Below are 17738 nucleotides of genomic sequence, written 5' to 3' on the forward strand. Positions count from 1 at the left end.
CTCTAATCCTGACTGTGGTCATACCGAAGACAGAGATGTTAATGCCGCCCAAGTAAATGAGATTTGGGGAAGGGGTTTGGAACGAACCTCTTTAGACGTGGAGTCGCCTAGCTCTACTGATTGCTCCAAGCATGAAGCAGCCATCGACGAAGAAACGTCAGAAACGACGACTTCAACGAAGTAAGTCGTCGTAGTTCATAAGTAAGCTCACCCCATCACCCCATCACCCCCACCTCCCAGACGTAGCCTGCTACGTCTGGAACAAACTCCCCCAGCTTGCCTATCTTCCCGTTATCGCCGCAATTGAGTCTGAACATTGGTAGGCTGTAAAGAGTCGCCAATGGCGTTTAAGTAAGGAGAGTAAACGTTGAAGTATCAGAATTCACAGAATTGGCAAGCTTTAGTGGGAGGGATTATCGCAGCAGCCTTGATTCTCCTTAGCTTTAGCTCCTTTGTGATCATCAACCCAGGTCAAGCTGGGGTGATCAGCATCTTGGGTAAAGCCAGAGATGGAGCCTTACTAGAGGGAATCCACATCAAGCCCCCCTTAATTTCAGTGGTGGACGTCTATGATGTGACCGTGCAAAAATTTGAAGTTCCCGCCCAGAGTTCTACCAAGGATCTTCAGGATCTCTCGGCTAGCTTCGCGATTAACTTCCGCCTTGATCCCACACAGGTGGTTACGATCCGACGGACACAAGGCACATTACAGAATATCGTCTCGAAAATTATCGCCCCTCAAACTCAGGAATCGTTCAAAGTTGCAGCGGCTCGGCGAACGGTAGAAGAAGCCATCACCAAACGGACTGAACTGAAGCAGGACTTTGATAATGCGTTGAATGAACGGTTGGAAAAGTATGGCATCATCGTCTTGGATACCAGCGTGGTTGACCTAAACTTCTCCCCTGAGTTCTCCAAGGCGGTTGAGGAAAAACAAATCGCTGAACAACGGGCGCAACGTGCTGTTTACGTTGCCCGGGAAGCCGAACAACAAGCCCAAGCGGACATTAATCGCGCTAAGGGTAGAGCCGAAGCCCAACGACTGTTGGCGGAAACCCTGAGAGAGCAAGGCGGACCACTGGTTCTGCAAAAAGAAGCGATCGAAGCCTGGAAACAAGGTGGGGCGCAAATGCCGAAAGTTTTGGTCATGAGTGGTGATTCCAATAGTAGTGTGCCATTCCTATTTAACTTAGGGGATGTGGCACAGGAACCGACGCTATCGCGGTGATGAAACGAAACCCTGTGGTTATCCTGTAGGGGCGACCCGCTTAGCCTAATGAACAACTCCAATCAACTCAATGGGCTCGGGTCGCCCTCAACTCAATGGCGCTGACTGGTATGCTGGTGGGCATTGCCCACCCTACGGTATATCAAGGTCTTGTTGATCTAAAAATGCTTATTTTCAGTGCCATTGCCCTTGAGTCTTGTTCTACCCTCTAAAAAAAGAATGCCCTTGGGGAGGATATACCTCTCGTAGTAACGGTTTCAGCGCGTTAGCATGATAACGAATCGGGTCATGAGCCTGATCGAACGAAGGTTTTCTAGTCCATGTTCAGGTCTTATGTAACGGAAGGTTATGGAATTTTTGTCCGATACCGTCGTGCTGTCACGCCTGCAATTTGCGGTGACAGCTATTTTTCACATGCTGTGGCCCGTTCTCACCACAGGTATGGGGATTTACCTGGTTATCGTGGAAGGACTATGGCTAAAGACGCGCAATCCTGATTATTATTACCACGCTCGCTTCTGGTCAAAGCTGTATGTCCTCAACTTTGGCATCGGCGTCGCCACGGGTGTGCCGATGGAATTTCAGTTTGGTACCAACTGGGCATCGTTTTCCGAGGCGGTTGGTAATTTTTTTGGCAGCATTCTCGGCTTTGAAGCGTCGATGGCGTTCATGCTAGAAGCGGCGTTTTTGGGGATTATGGTGTTTGGTTGGCAGCGTGTTCATCCAATCATGCACTACGTTGCAACTATCCTTGTGGCATTCGGTGCCAACTTATCCACGTTCTGGATATTAGCCGCCAATTCCTGGATGCAAACCCCAGCCGGGGGAGAATTTGTCGATGGCAAGTTTATTGTCAGCGATTATTTTCAGGCAATTTTTAATCCCTTCATGGTGAACAGTGTCCTACACATGTTCTTTGGCACTCTGGAAACCTCGCTGTTTGTGATTGGTGGGATTAGCGCGTGGTACATTCTCAACAAACGCCATTCAGCCTTCTTTGCTAAGGCGTTAAAAATTGTTTTAGCGGTTGCGATCGCAGTCGCCCCCTTACAGATCTATATTGGGCATTTAAGTGGCGAACAAGTGTATCGTCATCAGCCTTCAAAATTAGCCGCGATGGAAGCGCAGTGGGAAACCATACCCGCCGGAGTTGCCGCAGATTGGAGTCTTCTGGCATTTCCCAATGAAACCGTTGAAGAAAATGATTGGGAAATTAAAGTTCCCAATGCGTTGGGATATATCCTGGAATTCAAAAAAGAATTGCCGGAACCCGTGTTGGGATTGAAGGAGTGGAAACCGGAGGATCGACCCCATCTGTTAGGGTTAATCTACTATTCCTTCCGGATTATGATTGCCATTGGCTTCTTCTTCGCCGGATTAATGCTGGTGAGTGTACTGCAATGGCTACGGGGTAAGCTGTCGCCGGAAAACATTACCCAGCAGCGTCTGCTTCTGTTTGCTTGGATGTTTGCCGCACCCCTCGGTTATATTGCGGTAGAATCCGGCTGGATTGTCCGCTGTGTGGGACGACAACCCTGGACGGTGTATGGACAAATCCGCACCGTAGATGCCGTGTCTAATATTCCAGCCAGTAATGTGTTAACCTCGTTACTCAGTTTTAGCGGGGTTTATACCCTGTTATTTTGTGCCGCTTTGTTTTTCGGGAGCCGAATTATCCGCCGAGGTCCCAATTTCAACCTCCCCTTACCCAGTTCTGAAACCCAAGAAGGAGTCAACACTAAGCCGGGACAATTTCTTCCTGATGAACGTCCCCTAGAAACGCAACAGTAGGAGGTTGTATGGAAACATTATCCTATTTTCTTCCCCAAGTTTGGTTTGCCATTTTAGCCTTGTTTCTCTTCCTCTACGTGATGCTAGATGGATTTGATTTAGGGGTGGGTATTTTATCGCTGACTTCTTCAACTGAGGAACGCCGTGGTATTTTAATGACCAGTTTGGGTAATGTTTGGGATGCCAACGAAACCTGGCTGGTGATTATGGGAGGGGGTTTGTTTGGGGCATTTCCCTTAGCCTACGGTACAATTTTAACTGCCTTGTACATCCCAATTTTATTGATGGTTTTTGGGTTTATCTTTCGGGCGGTAGCGTTTGAGTTTCGTGAACAAGCGGATCGGAAGTTCTTCTGGAATTTAGCCTTTGGTGTCGGCAGTTTTAGCGCCGCACTGGGTCAAGGATTTGCCTTGGGTGCTGTACTATCCGGGATTACGGTTGATGAAGCGGGTCATTTTATTGGCGGGACTTGGGATTGGCTAACTTGGCAATCTGTTCTGATGGCGTTGACTTTGATTCAAGGGTATGTGTTAATTGGCTCAACGTATTTGGTTTTGAAAACAGAAGGGGAATTACAAGCTACCCATTACAGAACCGCCAGAATTGCCGCAATCACCACGTTAATTGGCGCGATTGTAATTACGATTACCACACCCATCTTTTATGAGTATGCGCGATCGCGTCTTTTTTCTCAACCTCAAGTGTATATCTTTGCTGCCATACCCCTACTGGGAATTACGCTGATTTGGCTACTCTGGAGAAGTCTGAATCGACAGGAAGAGAGAACGCCATTAATTTGGACGATTCTACTGTTTTTACTGACATTCCTGGGATTAGCCTTGGTTGTATTTCCCTACATTATCCCCACTCAGATCACCATTTATGAGGCGGCGGCTGACCCCAGTGCACTGGTGTTCATGATCATCTTTATCGGTGTTCTAATTCCGATTATGTTGGCATACAACATCTATCAATACATCGTGTTTCGGGGGAAAGTTAGAGGTGAACATTATGGAGCTTAGCAGCGCTAATTTTTCACAATAAGTCTGCCCAAGCTTCTAATCCCAGAAAAAACGCTGTAGGGGCGACCCGCTTGCATCACTGAACAACCCAAGTCCACTCAATTTGATCGGGTCGCCCTTTACTTACAGATACGTTTTGATCAAAAAATTAAATAATATTATGTTCGGTTGTGTCGTTCGTCTATCCTACCTGTAGGTATTGGGACAAAAACCTTACCATTTTCCCCTTCTACGCTTTTACCACTATACACAACTGATGCTACCGGACATGATATAACCTATTAAGCTTTAAAACAACAATCAATGTTTCATAGTTTTCAAACTGAAACAGCATGGAAAATTCAGCGGTTAGGACGCACCTATTCCGTCTGTTTGAGTCAAGAGTGGACAAACTTTACCGGACATTATGTATATATCAATAATCCCAGTACGTTTAACGGAGAAGTAGTAACAGGGCGAGGAATTACCCTAATTTATTTCATCCAAGAAACCCCAGGAAACGGCTACTATGCAGTTCATGCGGGAAGATTAACTCAACCCGATCGCTTTGATGGACATTGGTACGATACGGCGGGGAATGTAGGACAGTTTACCCTCAGCCGTTCAGAGTAATGAGCTGATGCGATCGCGAAATTATGTAATTGCCTTGACGTTCAATTTCCGTGTCGTTATCCTAAATAGTACAAAAGTATTATCTTGAGAACACCAGTTCTGTACACCTTTTCCTAACTACACCGACAACAATCGTAACCGATGACAGCTAATTCCAATCACCCCAATCCCAATGACGCCGTTTTAGGTGGACAAGGTTTCCCATTAAATTCTGGCGTACTGGGTGGCTTAGAGGGAGTTAAACAACGTTTGACGAGTGAGTCTGAAGAAATCCGGATGGCGGCTTTAGACGAGGCGCTCAACTATGGTCAGCCTGGAAAAGACGTGCTACGCCAAGTGGTAAAAAACGAGACAGGTGATTTACAGTTAATAGCCTATAATTTACTCTCTGAGCAGGTTAATGAGAAAGAAAAACAAGAATTACAAACTTATTTGTCTCCAGACTTACAAATTGATCTCAAGTTTGACCTTGAAATTGACACGAAAGAATTAGGGGAAGCAATTGAGCGAGCCGTCGATCGAGCGTTAGGGCGTCGAGAAATAGCCAGTGCCGATAGTCACGGTATTTTTTTAACAGGCACAGCACCAATGCCTCCTCCGGAAACAGCGGGTGTAATATCTGTAGACCAAGTTAATGATCAGGCGGGGAATAACTCTAAAGCTGAGATAGCTAACGATCCACCAACTAAAACCTTAGGTTTACTGAGACAATGGTTGAAAAATAAAATGAATCGATATCGTTAACTAAATCAAACACTTGCTCCCAAGAATTAAACCCCGTTGTCATCTTGTTTCAATTCATCGTTAAATTTCAAATAAATTCTCATTTATTGAAAAAAATGAATAATTCAAAAAAAGACATAACCAAGCTGAGTCAGGAAACACCAATGCCGTCAGAAATGGCACATCCAAAAGACAGTAAATCTTCACTCTGTCCTAGCTCTCCCCCTGATACTCAGGGTAGCGTTGTCTTCGGTATAGTAGGTGGCACTGTTGACAGTCCACAAGTAGCATATCTGCGGGAACCTCAGCCAATAACGGATGAATTACTAGCATTATCTGAACCCGTTGATCCAACCGAAGTCTATCGAATCGCTGCTCCTTGCTGGGAACGGAGATGTCAACATTTTGATGGACATCAATGCCATCTTATTCAACAAATTGTCGAGGGATTACCGACAGTGGTAAAAGACTTACCACCCTGTCGCATTCGTCAAGATTGTCGATGGTGGCAACAGGAAGGGAAAGCAGCTTGTCTGCGTTGTCCTCAAATTGTTCGCACGAATTATGGTATGTCTGAAACCGTTAAAAAAGTCATTGAACCACACCGCGATCGCGAAATTATCTTAGCAGGGGGTTTGGGGGAGTTGTAAGACCCACGCTGTAATTTTAATTCAGCGTTGGGATACACAACTCCCCCAAGTGAATTTTAGGGATTCAATATCCCTAAAATTAACATTTAATAGTACGCCACTAACTAATAAATGTTATATAATAGAGGTATGCTGACATTTAACTATTGTTACCGAATCTATCCAGATACCTCTCAAGAACAACAGTTGATTGAGTGGATGGAAACTTGCCGCAGTGCCTATAACTATGCATTGAGGGAAATAAAGGATTGGTGCAATAGTCGCAAATGTTTGATTGATAGATGTTCCCTGGTGCATGAGTATATCATCCCAGCAGATACCCCATTTCCCGGTGAACTAAGGGAACTTAACAATTTGCCAAAGGCTAAGAAGGAATACCCCAAATTGAAAGAGGTTCCCTCTCAAGTCCTGCAACAGGCAATAAAGCAACTGCATAAAGCTTGGGACTACTTTAAATCTCGTGAATTTGGCTTTCCTCGGTTTAAGAAGGTTGGGCAGTTTAAGTCATTGCTATTCCCTCAATTTAAGGAGAACCCAGTAACGAACCTTCATATCAAGCTGCCAAAACTAGGGACAATCCCAATCAACCTGCACCGTCCTATTCCATCTGGGTTTACAGTAAAACAGGTGCGAATTATACGCAAAGCCGATAAATGGTATGCGTCAATCAACATTCAATGTAATGTCAATGTCCCTGACCCAAAACCTCACGGACACCCAATTGGGGTAGATGTGGGACTAGAGAAGTTTTTGGCGACCAGCGACGGCGTTGTTGTCAAACCACCTAAGTTTTTTAAGACACTACAAAGCAAGCTTAGATTGCTGCAACGTAGACTGTCTAGGAAACAGAAGCGGTCAAAAAATCACGAGAAACAACGGCTCAAGGTTGCTCGACTTCACCACCACATTGGCAACATTAGAAAAGACTTTCATTTCAAACAAGCTCACACCCTTTGTGATGCTGGCGATATGGTTTTCATGGAAGATTTAGACTATAGAGTTAGTGCCAAAGGGATGTTGGGCAAGCAGATGCTTGATGCTGGTTTTGGTCAATTCCGCACCATTACCCAATATGTGTGTTGGAAACGAGGGAAGTTTTTTGGTGTTGTTAATGCCAGAGGCACTTCTCAGGAGTGTCCTGAATGTAAAGGTGAAGTCAAAAAAAACCTAAGTGTCCGGGTACATGATTGCCCTCACTGCGGCTACAAAACCGATAGGGATATTGCTAGTGGTCAGATAATTAGAAACCGAGGAATAGAGCAAATTAGTACCGCAGGACTTGCGGGAAAGGAAACTGCCTGTGCAGTCGATCTACCGGGGGTTGAGGCAACTCAATCTAGGCAAGTGGCGAAATCCCAAAAGGGAGTAACCAGGAAATCTTCAAAGTGATTTGAGGAAGCCTACACCATAATCTTTGATTTGGTGTAGGAGGATGTCACGTAATTAGCTTGACGTTCAATTTCCGCGCCGTTATCCTAGATAGTACAAAAGTATTATCGCGAAACCACCATGAGTGATTCAGGACAACCTCCACGTCGCCGCAGACGGCGAAATAGTTCAATGGATAATGAATCTAGTCATCCCGATCAATCGACGCAGCCGCAACACCAAGGTCAATTAACCCGAACCGAACGCCAAGAAATTGTTGATCTTCTACGTCAAGAAAGTGCTGATAACTTTCTGCAACGAGCCAGAGAAATTGGACTCAATCCGGCAACTGACTTTGCAGAACTTAATTTATCGGGAGTCAATCTAAGTCATGCTAATTTTCAACGTGCTGATTTAACTGGGGTCAATTTATCTCAAGCTAACTTGAGTAATGCTCACTTGAATCAGGCTAAATTGACTAACGCCAACTTACAACAGACCAACCTACAACGAAGCACTCTATCTTTCGTCGATCTAAGCGGTGCTAATTTGAAAGAGGCGAATTTGAGTAATGCTGACCTCAATAATGCTAATTTAAGTCAGACAAATTTACAACAGGCGAATTTAAGCAACGCCAATCTCAACAATGCTAATTTAAATAATACCAACTTAGAAGAAGCGAATTTAGAAAATGCCAATTTAGCCGCCATTAAACTGCAAGGGGCTAAGTGCGATCGCGCTAATTTTCAAGGGGTTCGCTTTTATGATCAATTCAAATATCCACACCATCAGACTTACAATCTGAGCCAGATTAGTTTCAATGGGGCAAATTTCGCGAATACGTCTTTGGCTGGACTAAATTTGAGCAACTCAGACCTCAGTCATGCCCATCTAAATCATGCTAATCTCAGTGATGCTAATCTGACTCATGCTAATTTAGAAGGGGCAAATTTAGAAAAGGCTAATCTAGCTAAAATTAAACTGCAAGGAGCTAAGTGCGATCGCGCCAATTTTCAAGGGGTTCGCTTCTATTACGAACATCAATACAAACCTTGGGATTTAAGCCAGATTAGTTTCAAAGGGGCGAATTTCGCGAACACTTATTTATACAAACTAAACTTTAGCCATTCAGATCTCAGTCATGCCAATTTTCAGCAAGCGCAACTAACTCAGATCGATCTGAATCATGCCAACTTAAAAGGAGCAAATTTCCAGGGAGTAACCCTCAATCAAGTCACTCTAAAAGGAGCAATCATTGATGAACAAACTCAAATGGCTGCCAGTTGGCGCAAGGTTATAGCTGTTCTCAACCAAACCCATGAGGATTTAGAGTTACAAAATCTTGACCTCAGTCGCCAGAATTTTTCAGAATTTAACCTAGCGGGGGCTAACCTGCAATCGACAAAACTCTGCCAAACAAATTTTCACCATACAGATTTGAGTCATGCTAACTTGAGTCATGCTGACTTGACATCGGCAAACTTGGAAAATGCCAACCTCAAAGGTGCTAATTTAACGGGAGTCGATTTGAGTGAGGCAAACCTTCTCGGAACTCAGATTGATCAAACGACGAATCTTGACCCAATGTGGCGCAGGGCTTGGGCTGCTGTTAATTCTCCTCTAGACGCAGAATCCTCAAATTATCTGATCAGGGAAGTAATGCCAGCCATTCTAGAACGTTATCGCGATCGCATTGAAGCCACAATTAAGCCATATCTAGAACTGAAGTTAATCCCTGATGAAAACCTAACCTGGTGGCAAAGTAAATTTCCAGGTAAGGAAAAAAGTCGAGGAGGGTTTCCTTATCTGCCCAAAGGATTTGAGTATCCCAAAACACCAGACGGTAAATATCTGTTTCTACTGGCACAAATCAATTTTGCTGAAATACCCCATCTCGAAGGTTTCCCAAAACAAGGTATTTTACAATTCTACATTCCTAGTAACAATGATGATTTTTATGAAAGTGTTCTGAGTTCACAATGTAAATTGGAGCAAAATTACTTTCGCGTCCTTTTTTTTCCAGAAATCGATCTAAATAAAGAAAATATTATCACTAACTTTGATTTTTTGCCTGAAAAAGATGATCATACCCCAGAACCTTTTGCAGTTGAGTGTTCGGCGATTAAATGGGCTAAAGGATATGAACCTATTTCCCATTATGATTATGATTTCGGTGACCGTTTCCCTGAATTATTTGATGAAGATGAAATGGAAGATTTTTATGAAGAATTTTATGGATACTTGGAATACAAGTTTAGTGGAGCAAATTGTGATATCCAAATAGGGGGATATACTTCCTTTTATCAGGATGACCCCCGTTATGGCTTTGGTTCCGAAGAAGACCCTTTTGACACACTGCTATTGCAAATCAGGCTTGTAGAAAATGGCTCACTGTACTTCTACATTCAAAGTTCAGCCTTAGCCAGATGTGATTTTTCCAAAGTTCTGTATGCTATGGCTTGAAGAGAAATCCTTGATCAGGTAGCTTCTCTAAGCAAGATCCCCGACTTCTTCAAGAAGTCGGGGATCTGTCTATAATCTCAATTGAACGAATCGCACCATTCCAAAACTCGATTCCACGCCCACCAGCAGTCAGGATCGTGATAGTCACGCTGACAAGCACGAGAACTAATATAACCGACATGACCCCCCTGTTTTGTCACCCTTAAATCAATCGCTGGATTATCCGCACAAATTCCTTGCAAGTCGGGAATAATTGTCGGGTCAAACATCGGATCATCAGCAGCATAAAGAATCAGGGTCGGTTTGTTTAAATGAGGTAAAATATACAGCGCACTCGTGGCATCATAATACTCGTCCACCGAGGAAAACCCTAATCGCTTAATTACTAACTCCTGATCAAATCCCCAAATACTGTTTGCTCGTTCAACCGCTTCTGGATCGATGTCTTGGGGATGAGCCTGATAGAGACGCCATGCAAGTTGTTTCAATGTTCGGGCGATAGCTTGCTCTAAATACCGCGCCAATGGATGGTGTAACATATACGTCAGAGAACGGTAAGAATCCAGATTCGGACAAATAACCGCACCACCGCCAATCTCTGAGTCATTTAATCCTACCGCCTCGGAATGAGCGATCGCTTGAGCGGATTTAATCCCCCAAAGCGCTAATTGTCCGCCGAGTGAGTAGCCTGTAAACCAAAATGGGGCGGGACATCCCATGGCTTTTGCTTGCGCTGCAATCCGGACAAAATCATCACCCTCGTACAAACCATCAGATGTTAATGTTGGTGACAACAAAGCTGTTTTTCCATGGGCTCGCCAGTCAAATAACACCACCGCATAGCCTTGAGCAAAGGCTTCACGCCCCAGCAGTCTTAGATACCATTGGTTATCCAAATCCCCAGTAATGCCATAGGTTCCCACAATTGTCCCCTTAGCACGTTCGGGAATGGCGACAATCCCAAAAATCGGTACATTATGAGCGCCGCGAAAAATTTTCTCCTGATAGGAGGGTTCTGGGAAAGGAACCATCGCTTCCCAATCACGGGAGGCTCTAAACGCCAGGTGCAGGGTCATCGCCAGACCATTATTTAACCACCATGGGGAATGAAAGTGTTTTTTGTCATTCGTCATTTGTCATTCGTCGATTGTTTTTTCATGATTTATGATTAAGATTCATTATTTAAACGATATAAATAAGTTATGAAACGTCGAAATATTCTAAAGTATACAACAATCGGTGCGGCTGGGGCTAGTCTCAACGCCTGCCGTAAAAAAATACCTCAACCCCCATCAAAACCTGCTCAACCGATCATTAATTGGCGCATGGCAACAAGTTGGGATCGCTATTTTGAAATCTTGTTTGAGGGTGTTGAAACATTATGTCGCTCCGTTAGCACGATGACGGAGGGACGCTTTACGATTACCCCTTATCCGGGTGGTGATTTAGCCCCACCTCTGGAAGTATTTGATGCGGTGTCCAAGGGAACTGTTGAATGTTGTCACACGAATACGTTCTACTCCTTCCAGAAAAGTCCCGCCCTCGCCTTTGGCACTACCCTACCTTTTGGTTTAAACGCTCAACAGCAAAATGCTTGGCTCTACAAAGGTAAAGGGTTAGACGCCTTGCAAAAGATTTTTTCCGAGTTTAATCTCGTCGGATTTCCGGCTGGCAATTCAGGCACACAAATGGGGGGATGGTTTCGGCGAGAAATTAACACCGTTGCTGATTTAAAGAACTTGAGAATGCGGCTTCCTGGGCTTGGGGACAAATTATGAGCCGTTTGGGTGTCAATGTTGTAACGATCGCCGGTCAAGATATCGTACCTGCTTTGTTAGAAGGAAGCATCGATGCGGTGGAATGGATTGGTCCTTATGACGATGATACCCTAGGACTACAGAGAGCTGCCCCTTACTACTATTATCCAGGATGGTGGGAACCGGGAACCACGTACATGGTGCTGGTAAATCAGGCGGAGTGGAACAAACTTCCCTCAGACTATCAAGCCATTTTCCAAACAGCGGCGGCTGAAGCCAATTTAAAAACGTTAGCTCGATATAATGCCGTTAATGGTGAAATTTTGGAGCGATTTCTTTTAGGAGGAACAAAGTTAATGCCCTTTAGCCGAGAGATTTTAGACACGGCTCGGAAAACCGCTTTTGAACTCTATGAAGAAATCGCGAGTCAGGATGCTACATTCCGAGACGTTTACCGTCAATGGCAAGCTTTTAGGGAGCAGCTTTTTGAATGGAATCGAGTTAGTACGTTGAGTTTCACGGATTTTGCGTACACAACTATTGATAATCAGGAAATAGGGGTTCTTCCGTAGTTGGTGTACAGTTAAATGCGTTTAATTCTCCAACCCTTGCTCGCTTACAATGTTATCAAGTTTTGGTTGAACATCTTTCCTATTCCTCACTTAGATGTGGGCTTAAATCGTTTAATAACATAGTTTTGCAACCATTGTTGCAAATCATCTGGGGTTGAAAAGTCTAGCATAGCATCTCCGAGGTCTTCTAATTGCTTTAAAGTCAACGCCTCAATTTGTACTTGTATCTCAGGGGAAATTTGTTCCAGGCGACGATTTAATAGACGCAGGATAATTGCTCTCTCTCCTTCTTGGCGACCTTCTTGACGACCTTCTTGACGACCTTCTTGACGACCTTCTTCTTTCGCTTCTTGATAAAAACGGGTTTGTTGAGCCTCAGCAACAATCTCTAACATCGCGATAATCTCCTCCCGAGTCAACTGCGGGAACTTATAAACCATTGTAGTGATGATTAACTCTATTATTAACCCTGGCGGCAAATCAGGATCGCTTTGTGCTTGTTCAAGTAACTGCTTTGCCAAGTTGGGTGCATTCTTGGGGGAAGCTACAATCAATTGCAGCAGACCAAGACTCAAGGGTCGGTTCTCTTGGTTGCTCAATTCATTCAAGTAGAAACGCCGCACTTGTGGGCTATTGAGTAATGCCCGATACAAATGGGTTTGGATGGGTTCTAAACTCCGACGGGGAAAGAGAACCACCGCTTGCCAATCGGCTATAGTTGGATTTTGTTCCAAGTACATGAAAATTTCTGCAAATAGCCGATGGTACAGTAAGGGGTCATCTTGGAACTGAAATTCAGCGAAGAAAACGGGTAAATTGGGTGGGTCTGGGGGCGGTAAAAACACCCCGTCAATACGGTGAGCCGTTTGCTTGATTTCGATAGACTTAAACTCATATCCTTGAAAGTCTGGCTGACCAATGAGTTCAAAAAAAATCGAGGGAGCCGTTTTGAAAATTCGGTAGAGAAGGGAGTCAGTTTTCACAGCAATCAGGTCTAAGTATTCGCCGTTGGTATCAATTCTAAACGTTTCATTTCAGTATAGGTAGCGATCAAGATGATCGCACTACAAGGTTTAAATGCCGAACAACTGAAAAGGCTTTCCCTGACATACTCATTCAATGACTGGAAAAAGCTAAAAGGTATTCTTTATGAATCTCAACTTCTTGTTTTATAAATCCACTAAATTTTGCATTGCTTTTCGTAAATTTAATCTTATTTTCACCTTCACAGTAAGAGTAAATCGGTGGATCATCCCCTTCAGAAAGGATAAAAAAGCTAAACTGATACCCCTGGTGCATGAAGAAAACAAAAGCATCATTGGGTAGGGGTTTATGGAAATTATTTTCCTCTAATAACTCTATAGCCCATTCTCTCAAATAGGGGAGATGCTTAAAAAAGCAGTCAGATCCGCGCAAGAATTGACCCGCACTATGCCCCATCTCCAGGAGAAATTCTTGATAGGCTTTGGGTAGAGAAATCCCTAACTCCTGTTCAAGTTTACTGATTTCGGAAGCTGTACACCCAACTAACTCATCTGGCTGTACCAGTCCTAGTTGTTGTAGCTGCTGTTTAACTGTATCTAAATACACATCTATATCCTCGATTCAATCTTGCATCAATAATATCTCTTAAGTTTAATCACTGCATCCCAAGTTTTTGAGAATAGGGGGAGAGATGGGACTCATTATGCGTCTTTCCTCATACTATCTCCCCCCCCATCCTCTCCATAATTAGCAATCAAACGGTATTGACATCGTTGATGTTCAGGGCGATGTTTGGAAACCGCTGACGAAATTGCTCGATGACGTAGCTACAGGATACACAAGGCGGTCGTTCCGTGACTAGATTGACAGTACCTTGAATCTCTGGAGTTTGGGCATATCGAGAAGCCAATTCCTCAAGAAGTTTATACTCACTATCATAAGCTCGTGAATGTCCAGGAGAAAATTCAAAGGTTTCAAATAAAGGCTGCTGAGGTAAGCTAATAGTTCCGGGACGAATTGCCTGACCACTGACGGCAGTGAGTTCACCACTGTCATTTCCAATCTGAAACTCAGCAATAGCAATATTTCGGCGCTGTCCTATCCCCAACTCATGCCGAAGCTGAGCAAGGCGAATACGCCAGCGTTCTGGGTTATTCTTTGCCATGTTAAGTTAATTTAGTTAAGTTAATTTAGTGATTTAGTACAGAAGTTAAAATAATAGTCCACTTAATACTATAGCGCTTTTTAATGTGTTTTGCCTTCTTGAAGCAGCAGCAGAGGCGCTAAGAGATAATTTCTAGCTAGAAGCTGGAAACGAGATGAAATAATGAGACTAAATAGAAAAATTTTTGCTCAATCAATTGGGCGTAGGGGCAATTCATGAATCGCCCCTACCATGTCAGCGATTAGTAATCGAAATCGCCCATACCAGCACCAGCGCCAGCACCAGCACCTTCCTTGGGTTCAGGCTTGTCAACCACAATACATTCAGTAGTCAATACCATACCCGCGATAGACGCTGCATTTTGCAGGGCGGAACGAGTCACCTTAGCGGGGTCAACGATACCAGCTTCAAACATATCAACGAACTCATTCGTCGCTGCGTTGTAGCCAACGTTGAAGTCTTTCTCTTTCACCCGCTCAGCGATAACCGCACCATTTTGACCCGCATTCTCAGCAATCCGCTTCAGGGGTGAGGCTAGGGCACGGGACACAATCATCGCCCCAATCAGACCTTCACCGGTCAGGTTTTCATTTGCCCAAGATTCCAGTGTCGGGGTGAGGTGAGCCAGAGTCGTACCACCACCAGGAACAATCCCTTCTTCTACCGCCGCTTTAGTCGCGTTAATCGCGTCTTCTAAGCGCAGCTTGCGGTCTTTCATTTCGGTTTCGGTAGCCGCCCCGACTTTCACCACAGCAACGCCACCAGACAGCTTTGCCAAACGCTCTTGTAGTTTTTCCTGGTCATAGGAAGAATCAGATTCTTCAATCTGACGACGGATTTGTTCACAACGAGCTTTAACACCCGCTTCGTTGCCTTCCGCCACAATCGTGGTATTGTCTTTGTTGATGGTAATGCGACGTGCCTTACCCAGCATCTCTAGCTTGGTGTTTTCCAGCTTCAGACCTGCGTCTTCGGTGATTACCTGACCACCTGTCAATACCGCGATATCTTCCAGCATGGCTTTGCGGCGATCGCCAAAACCCGGTGCTTTAACAGCAGCGACGTTCAGCACACCGCGCAGGCGGTTGACCACCAGAGTCGCTAGGGCTTCTTTTTCAATGTCTTCAGCCAGAATCAGCAGCGGACGGCTGGAACGGGCAACTTGCTCGAGTACAGGTACTATGTCCTGAACCAGGGTGATTTTCTTGTCGGTGATCAGGATGAAGGGTTCTTCCAGAATCGCTTCCATCCGCTCCATGTCGGTAGCGAAGTAGGGCGAAATATAGCCCTTGTCAAAGCGCATCCCTTCGGTGATTTCTAATTCGGTAGTCATGGATTTCCCTTCTTCCAAGGAAATCACGCCTTCTTTGCCCACCTTATCCATGGCTTGGGCAATCATCGAGCCAACTTCTTCGTCGTTACCGGCAGAGATGGAACCAACTTGAGCAATGGCTTTAGAATCTTCAACAGGACGGGCATTTTCGGCAATCTTGTCCACCAAGAAAACAATGGCTTTGTCAATCCCCCGCTTCAAGGCGATGGCATTCGCACCAGCCGCCACGTTCCGCAAGCCTTCTTTAACCATGGCATGAGCCAGCACGGTAGCGGTTGTAGTACCGTCACCCGCTGCATCATTAGTCTTAGACGCAGCTTGACGAATCAGGGCAACACCCGTGTTTTCAACGTGGTCTTCTAATTCGATTTCTTTAGCAATGGTCACCCCGTCATTGACAATTTGAGGAGCGCCAAACTTTTTCTCCAGAACCACGTTGCGACCTTTTGGACCGAGGGTAACGGCAACGGCTTCTGCCAGAATATCCATACCCTTTTCCAGGGCGCGACGAGCATTTTCGTTGTAAATGATGCGCTTAGCCATAGATTTCAGTGATGTTGAGTCTGAGAGTTGAACTGTGGATTGTTACTAATTGTTATGATTTCATCATTCAGGAGAGTTGCCAGAGAACTGGCTTGTATACTCCTGAACGTTTAGGGATCACGATTAAGAAACGACAGCGAGGATGTCTTTTTCTGAAAGCAGAACATACTCTTCGTTGCCTAGCTTGATATCAGTACCGGCATACTTGGAGTAGAGAACTTTATCGCCAATTTTGACTTCCAGTTCCGAGCGAGAGCCATCATCGTTGCGCTTACCAGGACCGGTGGCGACAATTTCCCCGATTTGAGGCTTCTCCTTAGCGTTGTCGGGTAACAAGATGCCACCTGCAGTTTTTTCTTCAGCGGCACTGACCTTGACAAAAACGCGATCGCCTAATGGCTTGACTGTAGAAACACTCAGAGATACGGCTGCCATTGAATTCCCTCCTAATTAGCGTAGTTTAGTCTTACTTTGCACTTTCTGCTGTCGAGTGATTAGCACTCTCTGCTTCTGAGTGCTAATTTACTCAACTTAGGCATGAAACTGCAATCAATTTCCGGGTACGGGTTCCCGAACTAAAGGATGGGGGTTTAGGATTTGGGGTGTCGGGTGTCGGGTGTCGGGGAGTAGAGACGCGCCATGGCGCGTCTGGGAGCCTCAAGAGATGTAGTGAAGCGTTACCCTACAGGATAGTGGAGGATAGTGGGAATTTTTAGTGGGTAAGACGAGCAAGATGAATAGAGCCTCAGACAAAACGCTGTTAGCCAAAAATGTAAATAGCCTCGGACTGAATCAAATTCAACGCCATGTTTTGCTATGCGCTGACCAGACTAAACCGAAGTGCTGCTCTAAACAAGCGGGTCTTGATTCCTGGGACTACTTAAAAACTCGTCTGAAACAGCTTAAGCTGGATCAACCCACTCAGGAGCGACCAAGCTGCATCTTCCGTACCAAAGCTAACTGTCTGCGCGTCTGTGCGAGTGGTCCAATTCTGGTGATTTACCCGGATGGTGTTTGGTATCGTAACGCGACGCCAGAGGTGATCGAACGCATTATTCAAGAGCATCTCATTGGCAACAAGATTGTGGAAGACTATGCTTTTTTGGTTCATCCTCTCCCACAAAGCGATCGATCTCCTATCTCCGACGCAGCAGGAGCTAAAAGAGCGAACCGTAAATCCCAACCGCAGATAACTTCTGAAAAAGTTGCCAGTGTAGATCAACCGAAAAGCCTTTGGAGCAAGATTGTCCAGCGCTTCTGGAAAGATTAGCGCAGCATGGCGCAAATACTTGAGCAGTTCGTTCTCAGGCACAGAAGCTGTTGCTTTTTTTGCCACCCGAATCGCGAGGGGCTACCCCTTCAACGAAGTAAGGGGTAGGGGGATAACGGAAAATGCGAGGGGTCAATCCCCGAAGTATTTTCAATCTCTATCCCATGTAGTGGTATAGTTTAGCCATGAAACAAGTTCTCACAATAGTTGTAAAGCTCCAACCTTCTCCTGAACAAGTTGCCTTCTTAGAGGCAACT

The 17738-nt window shown here is 44.9% G+C and carries 15 protein-coding genes and 2 pseudogenes; 11 read left to right on the top strand and 6 right to left on the bottom strand.

From position 1 onward, the window contains the following. From RIG27_RS01290 to RIG27_RS01330, 9 genes and pseudogenes are all read left to right on the top strand, one after another. Positions 1 to 184: pseudogene (locus RIG27_RS01290) on the top strand (RNA-guided endonuclease InsQ/TnpB family protein); the annotation flags it as partial. A gap of 183 nt (positions 185 to 367) precedes the next feature. After that, complete coding sequence (locus RIG27_RS01295; protein WP_446340935.1) at positions 368 to 1228, top strand: prohibitin family protein; 861 nt, start codon at positions 368 to 370, stop codon at positions 1226 to 1228. 348 nt (positions 1229 to 1576) lie between these two features. After that, positions 1577 to 3019 carry a cytochrome ubiquinol oxidase subunit I gene (locus RIG27_RS01300; protein WP_446341713.1) on the top strand — a complete coding sequence of 481 codons (1443 nt, stop codon included), beginning with the start codon at positions 1577 to 1579 and terminating at the stop codon, positions 3017 to 3019. Between the two features lie 8 nt (positions 3020 to 3027). Next, positions 3028 to 4041, top strand: coding sequence for a cytochrome d ubiquinol oxidase subunit II (locus RIG27_RS01305; RefSeq protein ID WP_446341715.1), 1014 nt, complete (start codon positions 3028 to 3030; stop codon positions 4039 to 4041). Between the two features lie 303 nt (positions 4042 to 4344). Then, positions 4345 to 4653, top strand: a complete 309-nt coding sequence (locus tag RIG27_RS01310) for a hypothetical protein (protein WP_446341717.1) — start codon at positions 4345 to 4347, stop codon at positions 4651 to 4653. A gap of 141 nt (positions 4654 to 4794) precedes the next feature. Then, the gene (locus RIG27_RS01315; protein ID WP_446341719.1) at positions 4795 to 5397 is read left to right on the top strand and encodes a hypothetical protein; all 603 of its coding nucleotides are present in this window, start codon (positions 4795 to 4797) and stop codon (positions 5395 to 5397) included. 95 nt (positions 5398 to 5492) lie between these two features. Continuing rightward, complete coding sequence (locus RIG27_RS01320) at positions 5493 to 6026, top strand: nitrogen fixation protein (RefSeq protein WP_446341721.1); 534 nt, start codon at positions 5493 to 5495, stop codon at positions 6024 to 6026. A gap of 129 nt (positions 6027 to 6155) precedes the next feature. Beyond that, complete coding sequence (locus tag RIG27_RS01325; protein WP_446341723.1) at positions 6156 to 7415, top strand: RNA-guided endonuclease InsQ/TnpB family protein; 1260 nt, start codon at positions 6156 to 6158, stop codon at positions 7413 to 7415. 120 nt (positions 7416 to 7535) lie between these two features. Beyond that, the gene (locus RIG27_RS01330; RefSeq protein WP_446341725.1) at positions 7536 to 9857 is read left to right on the top strand and encodes a pentapeptide repeat-containing protein; all 2322 of its coding nucleotides are present in this window, start codon (positions 7536 to 7538) and stop codon (positions 9855 to 9857) included. A gap of 77 nt (positions 9858 to 9934) precedes the next feature. On the opposite strand, the gene RIG27_RS01335 is transcribed toward RIG27_RS01330, so the two are convergent. Continuing rightward, positions 9935 to 10990, bottom strand: a complete 1056-nt coding sequence (locus RIG27_RS01335) for a YheT family hydrolase (RefSeq protein WP_446341727.1) — start codon at positions 10988 to 10990, stop codon at positions 9935 to 9937. Positions 10991 to 11257: 267 nt separating this feature from the next. On the opposite strand from RIG27_RS01335, the pseudogene RIG27_RS01340 reads away from it, so the two are divergent. After that, a pseudogene (locus RIG27_RS01340) lies at positions 11258 to 12186 on the top strand (TRAP transporter substrate-binding protein). 86 nt (positions 12187 to 12272) lie between these two features. Here the strand turns inward: RIG27_RS01340 and RIG27_RS01345 are convergent. The 5 genes from RIG27_RS01345 to groES all read right to left on the bottom strand — a co-directional run bounded on the left by RIG27_RS01345 (position 12273) and on the right by groES (position 16646). Next, on the bottom strand, positions 12273 to 13169 hold the full coding sequence (locus RIG27_RS01345) for an Rpn family recombination-promoting nuclease/putative transposase (RefSeq protein ID WP_446341729.1): 897 nt from the start codon (positions 13167 to 13169) through the stop codon (positions 12273 to 12275). A 133-nt stretch (positions 13170 to 13302) separates the two neighbouring features. Then, positions 13303 to 13776 (bottom strand): SMI1/KNR4 family protein, encoded by a 474-nt coding sequence (locus RIG27_RS01350; protein ID WP_446341731.1) that lies wholly within the window; start codon positions 13774 to 13776, stop codon positions 13303 to 13305. A gap of 148 nt (positions 13777 to 13924) precedes the next feature. After that, a complete protein-coding gene (locus RIG27_RS01355; RefSeq protein ID WP_446341733.1) occupies positions 13925 to 14335 on the bottom strand; it encodes a deaminase domain-containing protein in 411 nt (136 codons plus the stop codon). Between the two features lie 241 nt (positions 14336 to 14576). Continuing rightward, positions 14577 to 16211 (bottom strand): chaperonin GroEL, encoded by a 1635-nt coding sequence (groL, locus tag RIG27_RS01360; protein ID WP_446340942.1) that lies wholly within the window; start codon positions 16209 to 16211, stop codon positions 14577 to 14579. 123 nt (positions 16212 to 16334) lie between these two features. Then, positions 16335 to 16646, bottom strand: coding sequence for a co-chaperone GroES (gene groES, locus RIG27_RS01365; protein ID WP_446339129.1), 312 nt, complete (start codon positions 16644 to 16646; stop codon positions 16335 to 16337). A gap of 298 nt (positions 16647 to 16944) precedes the next feature. Between groES and RIG27_RS01370 the strand changes: the two genes are divergently transcribed. Then, positions 16945 to 17481: a (2Fe-2S) ferredoxin domain-containing protein gene (locus RIG27_RS01370; protein WP_446341735.1), complete on the top strand. Its 537-nt coding sequence runs from the start codon at positions 16945 to 16947 to the stop codon at positions 17479 to 17481. Positions 17482 to 17738 lie beyond the last annotated feature (257 nt).

Origin of the sequence: Coleofasciculus sp. F4-SAH-05, from assembly GCF_040222985.1 — a bacterium.
Taxonomy (GTDB): domain Bacteria; phylum Cyanobacteriota; class Cyanobacteriia; order Cyanobacteriales; family Coleofasciculaceae; genus Coleofasciculus; species Coleofasciculus chthonoplastes.

Bases quoted from the DNA above. Each gene is read 5' to 3' on its own strand.
- RIG27_RS01305 (WP_446341715.1), top strand. From the start codon at position 3,028: ATGGAAACATTATCCTATTTTCTTCCCCAAGTTTGGTTTGCCATTTTA.
- groES (WP_446339129.1), bottom strand. From the start codon at position 16,646: ATGGCAGCCGTATCTCTGAGTGTTTCTACAGTCAAGCCATTAGGCGAT.
- RIG27_RS01325 (WP_446341723.1), top strand. From the start codon at position 6,156: ATGCTGACATTTAACTATTGTTACCGAATCTATCCAGATACCTCTCAA.
- RIG27_RS01315 (WP_446341719.1), top strand. From the start codon at position 4,795: ATGACAGCTAATTCCAATCACCCCAATCCCAATGACGCCGTTTTAGGT.
- RIG27_RS01330 (WP_446341725.1), top strand. From the start codon at position 7,536: ATGAGTGATTCAGGACAACCTCCACGTCGCCGCAGACGGCGAAATAGT.
- RIG27_RS01300 (WP_446341713.1), top strand. From the start codon at position 1,577: ATGGAATTTTTGTCCGATACCGTCGTGCTGTCACGCCTGCAATTTGCG.
- RIG27_RS01370 (WP_446341735.1), top strand. From the start codon at position 16,945: ATGAATAGAGCCTCAGACAAAACGCTGTTAGCCAAAAATGTAAATAGC.
- RIG27_RS01320 (WP_446341721.1), top strand. From the start codon at position 5,493: ATGAATAATTCAAAAAAAGACATAACCAAGCTGAGTCAGGAAACACCA.
- RIG27_RS01310 (WP_446341717.1), top strand. From the start codon at position 4,345: ATGTTTCATAGTTTTCAAACTGAAACAGCATGGAAAATTCAGCGGTTA.
- groL (WP_446340942.1), bottom strand. From the start codon at position 16,211: ATGGCTAAGCGCATCATTTACAACGAAAATGCTCGTCGCGCCCTGGAA.
- RIG27_RS01355 (WP_446341733.1), bottom strand. From the start codon at position 14,335: ATGGCAAAGAATAACCCAGAACGCTGGCGTATTCGCCTTGCTCAGCTT.
- RIG27_RS01335 (WP_446341727.1), bottom strand. From the start codon at position 10,990: ATGACGAATGACAAAAAACACTTTCATTCCCCATGGTGGTTAAATAAT.